Origin of the sequence: Candidatus Phytoplasma sp. AldY-WA1, assembly GCF_020312115.2 — a bacterium.
Taxonomy (GTDB): Bacteria; Bacillota_I; Bacilli_A; order Acholeplasmatales; family Acholeplasmataceae; genus Phytoplasma; species Phytoplasma vitis.
In genome coordinates this window covers 1-7,397 of record NZ_JAHRHX020000029.1, presented here as the reverse complement: position 1 = coordinate 7,397, position 7,397 = coordinate 1, and the positions used below count along the sequence as shown (strand labels likewise).

Annotated in this window: 9 protein-coding genes; all 9 read right to left on the bottom strand. The window is 19.3% G+C overall.

Features of this window, described 5'->3' with window-relative positions; translation table 11 throughout:
- Nucleotides 1-188: hypothetical protein (locus KTO59_RS02960; RefSeq protein ID WP_284928551.1), on the bottom strand; the 188-nt coding region annotated here is incomplete at its 3' end.
- Between the two features lie 20 nt (nt 189-208).
- Complete coding sequence (locus tag KTO59_RS02955; RefSeq protein ID WP_284928550.1) at nt 209-1,429, bottom strand: toprim domain-containing protein; 1,221 nt, start codon at nt 1,427-1,429, stop codon at nt 209-211.
- A gap of 15 nt (nt 1,430-1,444) precedes the next feature.
- The gene (locus tag KTO59_RS02950) at nt 1,445-1,951 is read right to left on the bottom strand and encodes a single-stranded DNA-binding protein (RefSeq protein WP_284928549.1); all 507 of its coding nucleotides are present in this window, start codon (nt 1,949-1,951) and stop codon (nt 1,445-1,447) included.
- 17 nt (nt 1,952-1,968) lie between these two features.
- Nucleotides 1,969-2,160 (bottom strand): hypothetical protein, encoded by a 192-nt coding sequence (locus KTO59_RS02945; protein WP_284928548.1) that lies wholly within the window; start codon nt 2,158-2,160, stop codon nt 1,969-1,971.
- A 467-nt stretch (nt 2,161-2,627) separates the two neighbouring features.
- A complete protein-coding gene (locus KTO59_RS02940; RefSeq protein ID WP_284928547.1) occupies nt 2,628-4,085 on the bottom strand; it encodes an ATP-dependent helicase in 1,458 nt (485 codons plus the stop codon).
- A 661-nt stretch (nt 4,086-4,746) separates the two neighbouring features.
- Nucleotides 4,747-5,343 carry a hypothetical protein gene (locus KTO59_RS02935; protein ID WP_284928546.1) on the bottom strand — a complete coding sequence of 199 codons (597 nt, stop codon included), beginning with the start codon at nt 5,341-5,343 and terminating at the stop codon, nt 4,747-4,749.
- A gap of 14 nt (nt 5,344-5,357) precedes the next feature.
- Nucleotides 5,358-5,558, bottom strand: coding sequence for a hypothetical protein (locus KTO59_RS02930; RefSeq protein ID WP_284928545.1), 201 nt, complete (start codon nt 5,556-5,558; stop codon nt 5,358-5,360).
- 36 nt (nt 5,559-5,594) lie between these two features.
- Nucleotides 5,595-5,729, bottom strand: a complete 135-nt coding sequence (locus tag KTO59_RS02925) for a hypothetical protein (RefSeq protein ID WP_284928544.1) — start codon at nt 5,727-5,729, stop codon at nt 5,595-5,597.
- Between the two features lie 451 nt (nt 5,730-6,180).
- Nucleotides 6,181-7,397, bottom strand: a 1,217-nt coding sequence (locus tag KTO59_RS02920; protein WP_284928543.1) for a hypothetical protein, incomplete at its 5' end; no start/stop codon positions are given.

The window sequence follows — 7,397 nt, the reverse complement described above, 5'->3', positions numbered from 1 at the left end:
TCTTTAAAATATAAAAAACAACCAAGAACACATAAAAATAACCAAAATAAAGTATTGAAGTAAAAAAATAAAGCTAAAAATAATTTACTCTCTTGTGAAGAGTAATAAATAGAACCAGCACAAAGACCAACATAAAAAAGTACAAAAAAGAAAAAACAAGTAAAAGCATATATTTTTAATTTATTCATTATTTTAAAATCCTTCTAATTTAATAATCAAATTCTCTAAATCCTGTATTTAAATAAGTTTTTTTATATAATCCTAAACCATGTTTTTTTAAAATATCGTCCGCATCTTTACAATTATCTTCATAAATATTCTTAATTTCGTTATCTATATTTTCATTATTTAATTGTTCTTGTATACGAACCGCATTTTTTCGTCCGGATTCGTCATTATCTAAACCAATCAAAACTTTAATATCATATTTTTTGAAAAAATTAATAACAGGTTGACTTAAATAACTTTTAATAGTTATTAAAGATATAGCGTTTTTAATACCATGTTGATGAGCGTTTATGGTATCATAAAAACCCTCATGAATAATAACCTCTTGCTTTTTTTTTATTTCATTTAATGCAAATGAAAAGCCATAAGGAAGATAAAATATATCTCTTGTAAGACTTTTTAAAGCTTTATATTTAGGATTATAAATTGTTATTGTTTTAAAATTATTTTTATAAAAATGTATTGTATTACCATTATGTAAAACTGGTATTACTAAACAATCGCACATAGTATCAAAATAAAAATTATTTGTTTTATTGTATCTAATTAAATCTAATTTCAATAAAGCATCTTTATATTTTGAAAAATATTTTAATAATTTATTATTGTTATTATCACTAAAACCAATTTTAAATTGTTTAATTGTTTCTAAATTCAATCTACGTATTTGAAATAAATAGTTTAACATTGTTCTATTTTTTAATAATTCATTATGATAGAAATTAGTTATTAGATTAAAAATAAACGAATAATCTTTTATAAACCTCTTTTTTTGTTCTATCAATTCATTATTATTTAATTTTTGAAATTGTAAGGAATAAGATATTTTTTTAACTGTTTTTTTATTTGTATCATTTTGTAAATTAATATCATCTTGTGTTTTTTTTAAATTTATATATACATCACTGTTATAAAATTTATTTAATTCTAAACAAGCTTTTTTAAAATCTAATTTAAAATTAAGATGTCTTGCTTTAATATAAATATCGATCGTATCAAAAGCTTTTTCGCAACTCCAACACCAACATTTATTTTCTTCATTAATATTACAACTTATACCGCTTTTACTTTTATGAAAAAAACAATTAAAACGAACTGATTTATCCGAATCAAAAGGAACAATTTTTAAATATTTTAATAAAACTAACATATCTATTTTTTTAATTTTTGAAATAAATTTAATTGTATTTAAACTAAACATTTTTAATTTTCAATATTAAAATCTTTCGTATTCTTTTAATTCTCTTTGTAATTCCAATTTATCTTGTTTTACTTTTTGAAGTTCTTTATTTAAAATTTCTATTTGTTTTCGTTCATTAGAAAATTCATTTGTTTTTTTTACAAAATCCATTTCTTGTTTTTCAATATCAGAATCTTTATTTACTGTTTTATCATCTTTTGAATCTAAAAATATAACGTTTTTAACATTAATTTTTGTAAAAGTTTTTTTTTCATTTGTTCTTTCATCAGTGTAATTATTGATATTTAAATAGCCTTCGACATAAATTTTTGAACCTTTATGTAAAAAACTAATCATATTATCAGCTTGTTTACCCCAAACAGTACATGGAATAAACATAACTTCATCATTCCCATTTTTTTTAAAATTATGAGCTATGTTAAAATCAACTTTACTCATTAATTCTTCTTGATCTTTGACTTTAATTTTTTTTAATTCTAAATCTTTTGTTATTCTTCCTATAAATTCGCATTTATTTAACATTTTTAATACCTCTATTTTTAATAATTATTAATTTCTTTTTTTAAAGAAATTTTTATTTTAGAACGATTCAATCTATTTTTAGATTGATGAATTAATGAAGATTTTTTATTAATCAAATGTAAAAAACGCATTTTTTGTGGTTTTTTTATTTCTTGATTAAGAAATTCATTAATTTTTTTTAATTTATTTTTTTTATTATAATTCTTCATTTTTTTTATTTTTTTTAAAATAAAATTGATATAATTTGTATAAAAAAGCATCCGAAATAACATTATTAATCCAATTTTTATTTAAATAATTGTAATGAAAAGCTTTGTTTTGAAAATAATACTCTATAGAATCATGAGGGATCCAAGAACCGTATTTTTCTAAAACATCATGAATGATTTTTTTTTGAGAATCATTTAATTTTTCAATATTACCATTTTTAAATGGTTTTATATTTTTTTGTTGTCTTTGAAAAAAATATAAACGAGTAAATATAAGACCACAACCCCATTTTTCTAAATTTTCTAAAAATAAAGGTTTTTTATAAATGATTAAATAATGAAAATAAACATAAACAATGATTCTTTGTAATTTTAAAGGTGTTAATTGATATTTTTTACTAAAATTAAGAATAATATAATTTGCAATATCAAAAATATTAATTTTGTTATTTAAATTATTTTTAATTTCATTTAATCCCCATTTCTTGTAAAAAAATAGCAGGTTTCATTTTCATAATGTTTCCATAAACCATTCTTTCTTTTGAAACAGTAATATATAAACGTTCCTTCGCTCTTGTGATTGCAACATAAGCAAGGCGTCTTTCCTCTTTAATATCTATTGTATGTAAAAGTTCATTAATAAATGTTTCTTGTTCGAATCCAACTAAAAAAACTACTTTAAATTCTAATCCTTTTATTTGATGAATCGTAGATAATAAAACTTTATTTTTAAATTTTGTTTTTTGACATTCTTTTAATTTATCATCTAAAAATTTTTTTATTTCAGGTGGTATTTTAGTCTCTATATCAGGTTTTTTATAATAACTTTTTTCAACCTTATTAGTCATATAAGGAATGTTATTAACAAAAAACTTATCTTTTATTGAATCCATTAAATAATTTTTTCTAAATAAAATAACGATATCATCGTATTTATAATTTTCATTTTTGATTAATTCTTTAATTGTACCTGCAATATAACAATTTTCTATAAAAGAATTATCAAAATAATAATCTAAAACTTTATCATTAGAAGAACCTTTAACAAAAGGAATTAATTTATATTTATCTTTATCTTGTGGTTCATAATTATAATTAATTAAATTATTTGCAAGTTCTAAAATTAAAGGACTAGAACGATAATTTGTTTTTAAATAAAAAGTTTCCATATTAAACTCTTGAACTAATAAATCAATATAAATATTTTTAGCTCCTCTAAATCCATATATACTCTGGTTTGAATCACCAAAAATAAATAATTCATTTTGAGTTAAAAGTTTAATTATTGAATATTGATAAAAATCAATATCTTGTACCTCATCAATTAAGATATAATGGTATTTATCTTTATATAAATCACAAATATATTCATCACTTAAAAGTTGAAAAGCGTATTTATTTAAATCGTCAAAATCCATTAAATTATATTCTTGTAAATATTGAGAATATTTATTAAAAAATTTTTTAAATAATTCGTTTTCTTCTAAAACATTTTGATTAATAAGATTTTTTTTTATCTTTGAAATAGTATATTTAATATTACTAAAATCACCACGATAAGGGAATAATTCATTATCTGATTTTAAAATAGTTTTTATAATTGTTTCCGTTTGTGATTCATTCATAATTTTAAATTCACAATTATATTTTTTTTTTAATAAATGAGAATATTTTTTTAAAATGCTAGTACTTAAACCATGAAAAGTCATGATTTTAATATTACTAAAATGTTTTTTTAAATTATAAACATTTTTTTTATTATATGTAAGAACTAAAATATTCTCTGGTAGAACATAGTTATATGACATTAAATATTTAATGCGTTCTATTAAAACAGTTGTTTTACCAGTTCCAGCACCGGCTGCAACATTTAAAAACCCTTTATCATATTCGATTACTTTTTTTTGTTCCGCACTTAATTTCATATACATATACCTTCTATTAATCAATTCATTAATTAAATTTATTATTAAAAAATTTAATTAAAATACAATGCGAATATTATTATTTTTTTTAAAAAAAATAAAAAAAATATTTGTTAATACTTTTTTTATTTTGTAAATACCTTAAATGTCAGTAAAAAGTATTTTTTTTTGAAAGAAATTAAAGATGAGAATAAAAAGAATTGAACTTTTTTTATTAAAATGTTTATTTTAATTTATATTTAGAATAAATATAATTAAATGTTGTATAAAAAAAATATTATTTTATTTAAATTATGAAAAAAAATAAAGACATATTTTTATTAATTATTGAATTTTTAAAACATACATAAAGAAAAAATAATTAAAATATTTATTACAATAATTCTTATAAAAAATAATAAAAAATATTATTTATTCCTTCAAAAAGTGTTTAATTTTATTGAAATATATTAAAATAAAATTTTAATAAGTACCTACATTCTCATTATTTTTTTTAAAAATAAAATTAAAAAAGTGAGAATAAAGAGAATCAAACTCTTTTTATTAGATTTTATTTAATATTTATTGTTAAAAAAAATAGTACTAAAAACGAATTTTTAAAATATATTAAATAAAATCTTAATAAGTAGTCAGACATTCTCATTATTTTTTTAATAAATAATTAATCAATTAAACCACAACTACGTAATTTATCATTAGTAAATCCAGCATTTAATAATGCTTTTAAACTAAAACCAAGATTAAATATAGTAACAGGACTATAACCAAGTTCTTTTAATTGTATAGCTGTATATCCCATTTCTTTATACTGTTTAGCTGTATATTTATTTTTTTGTTTAAATTTCCCATTTGTATTATTAGTATTTTGTGATCCAGTATTTCCATTTGTATTATTAGTATTTCTAGTATTTCTAAAATTTTTAAGTGAATTAATTTCTTTTTTTAAATTTTGAATTTCATTTAATAATTGTTGAAAACGTAGATTTTTATTTTCTTTAGATTGATGATTTTGATTTTTATTAGAATGTCTATTTTCATTTTCATAATCATCATCATCAGATCCACTAAAGAATCTTTTAAAAAACCCTTTTTTAGTTTTTAATCCATGTTTTTTTAATTGTTTATTAAATTTTTTTATTTCATCTTGTTTTTTATCTAATTCTTCTAATTGTTCCCATTTTTTTAAATTCTTTTCATACTCTTTTTGTTCTTCTAATCCTTTTTTTAAATGAGAATCAATATTTTTTTTAAACCACATTTTTTACTCCTCAATTATTTACCTGGAGTTGTTGAATTTGTATTTGTTGTAGTTGCATTTGTTGTAGTTGTATTTATTTTATGTTCTATTTTCGGTTGTTTCTCTACCATAAATGGTACATTTTCCTTATTAGGACGAATATAACCAAACATATAAAGAACGAAAACGAAAACAAAACTTAAACCAACAAGACCTAAAAAACTTCTAAAAGTCATATTTTCTTTCCTTTTCAATTTAAATTTTTTTTAAAATTATTTTGCAGGAGTATATAAAATTTGCAAATAACCCTGTGTAGCAAGATACCAAACAACAGGTATAGATATAGCGATAACCGGAAGCAACCAATAAGTGCAAAAATTACCAAAACCTCTATGTTTTCTAGCCATTTTTAATTTATCCTTTCTATTGTTTTAATTATTATTAATAAATTTAATAATTAATTAAAATAATAAAAAAATAACTTTATTCAATTATCACGTATTCTTTTCAAGGGTGGAATACGTGAAAATCGAATAAAATTAAAAATATTAATTAAAATTTAAAAAATATGTTTTCAAAAATATTTTTATTATTTATACTCATATTATATATTATTTTTTTGTTTTACAACAATAAAAATAAATAAATACAACAAAAAGAACCCTTTTTAAAACAGGCTTTTTTGTGTAATAAATATTTCGTTTTTTTCTTCTTCTTTTTTTTGTTAAGCTTTGCTTTTTTTTGTTTTTGTTTGTTTGTTTTTCCTCTTGCTTTTTTTTTTTTTTTCATTTGTTTAAAAAAGCTTTGCTTTTTTTTGTTAAGAAGTTTTGTTTTTTTTTAATAAATTAATATACTATATTAATTTCTTAATCGTTCTTCAGAAGGAATTATATAATTACTAGAATCACTATAATATTTTAATTCTTCTATTTTATTTAATTCCTTCTTTTTTTCTAAATTATCAATATTAAAATCTTTTTTAAAATTAGAATACATTTTTTTAAATGTTTTACTATTCATATGATTATAATATTTGTTTAAAGAAAAATAAAATTTGCAATAAAAATAAGATAAATTACCTTTATTTTTTTTCATTTTTATAAGATATTTATTTTTGTTTTCTTCAAAATCTAAAGCTCTAGGACTATTGTTTTTAAACACAACTCTTTTATTATTTTCTAATAAAACAATATTTCGTGTTAAATAATAAAAAGGGTGTCCTGGTTTAAAATTTAAAATATTTTGTTTATAAAAACCTGTTAAATAATATTTAGGATGCTGTAAGTCAAAAGGTAGATATTTCAAAGTTTTTGAAACATTTAACTTTTTACAGCTACGCGAAAATTGAAATAAATTACGATTTATTTCATGATTTTTTTTTTGTTCGATCATTTTTTTTATTTCAGCATCACTTAAACCAGCTTCATATTTACTAACGTAATCAGCGATTATGATTGCGATGTCTTTTTTAAGAAAAGATGTTTTTAAAGAACACATTTTAATTTCTTTTTTAATTGTTTGTTTGTTTTGTTTTTTAAATATTTGTAAGTTTTGAGAACGTGGATTTAATTTTTTCAATTGTGGTAGTTGTTTTTTTACAACATCCGCCCATACTTTAAAAATATGAGGAATAATTAAATGTTTATTATTACTTTTATACCATCCATTCTCTGGAGTATATTTTTTTGAATTTTTTTTATAATATTCTTCGTTTTCTAAAAACTCTGAATTAATTTTTAATCCTTTTTTTTGACACATCATTTGATTTGTGGCACCAAATATTTTTAATAAATCAATATTAAACATAATATGGAAGTGCCATACATTTGGAATAGTCCCATCTTTTCTTGGTTTTGTTTGTAGTTGAGAAGCAATAAAATATTTAAATTCTTTTAATTTAATTTTTGTTTCTTCTTTATTGTATGTTTTTTTTAATTCTTTTGTATAAAGATATTTTAATTTTTTTATAAAAATTTTGACTAATTTTTTTGCAGTTGTAAGGTCTTTAACTTTTTTTGAAATAGTCCCGTCTTTATTATGATGTGCTAGTGTTATAGTCAACCAACTAATCTTAT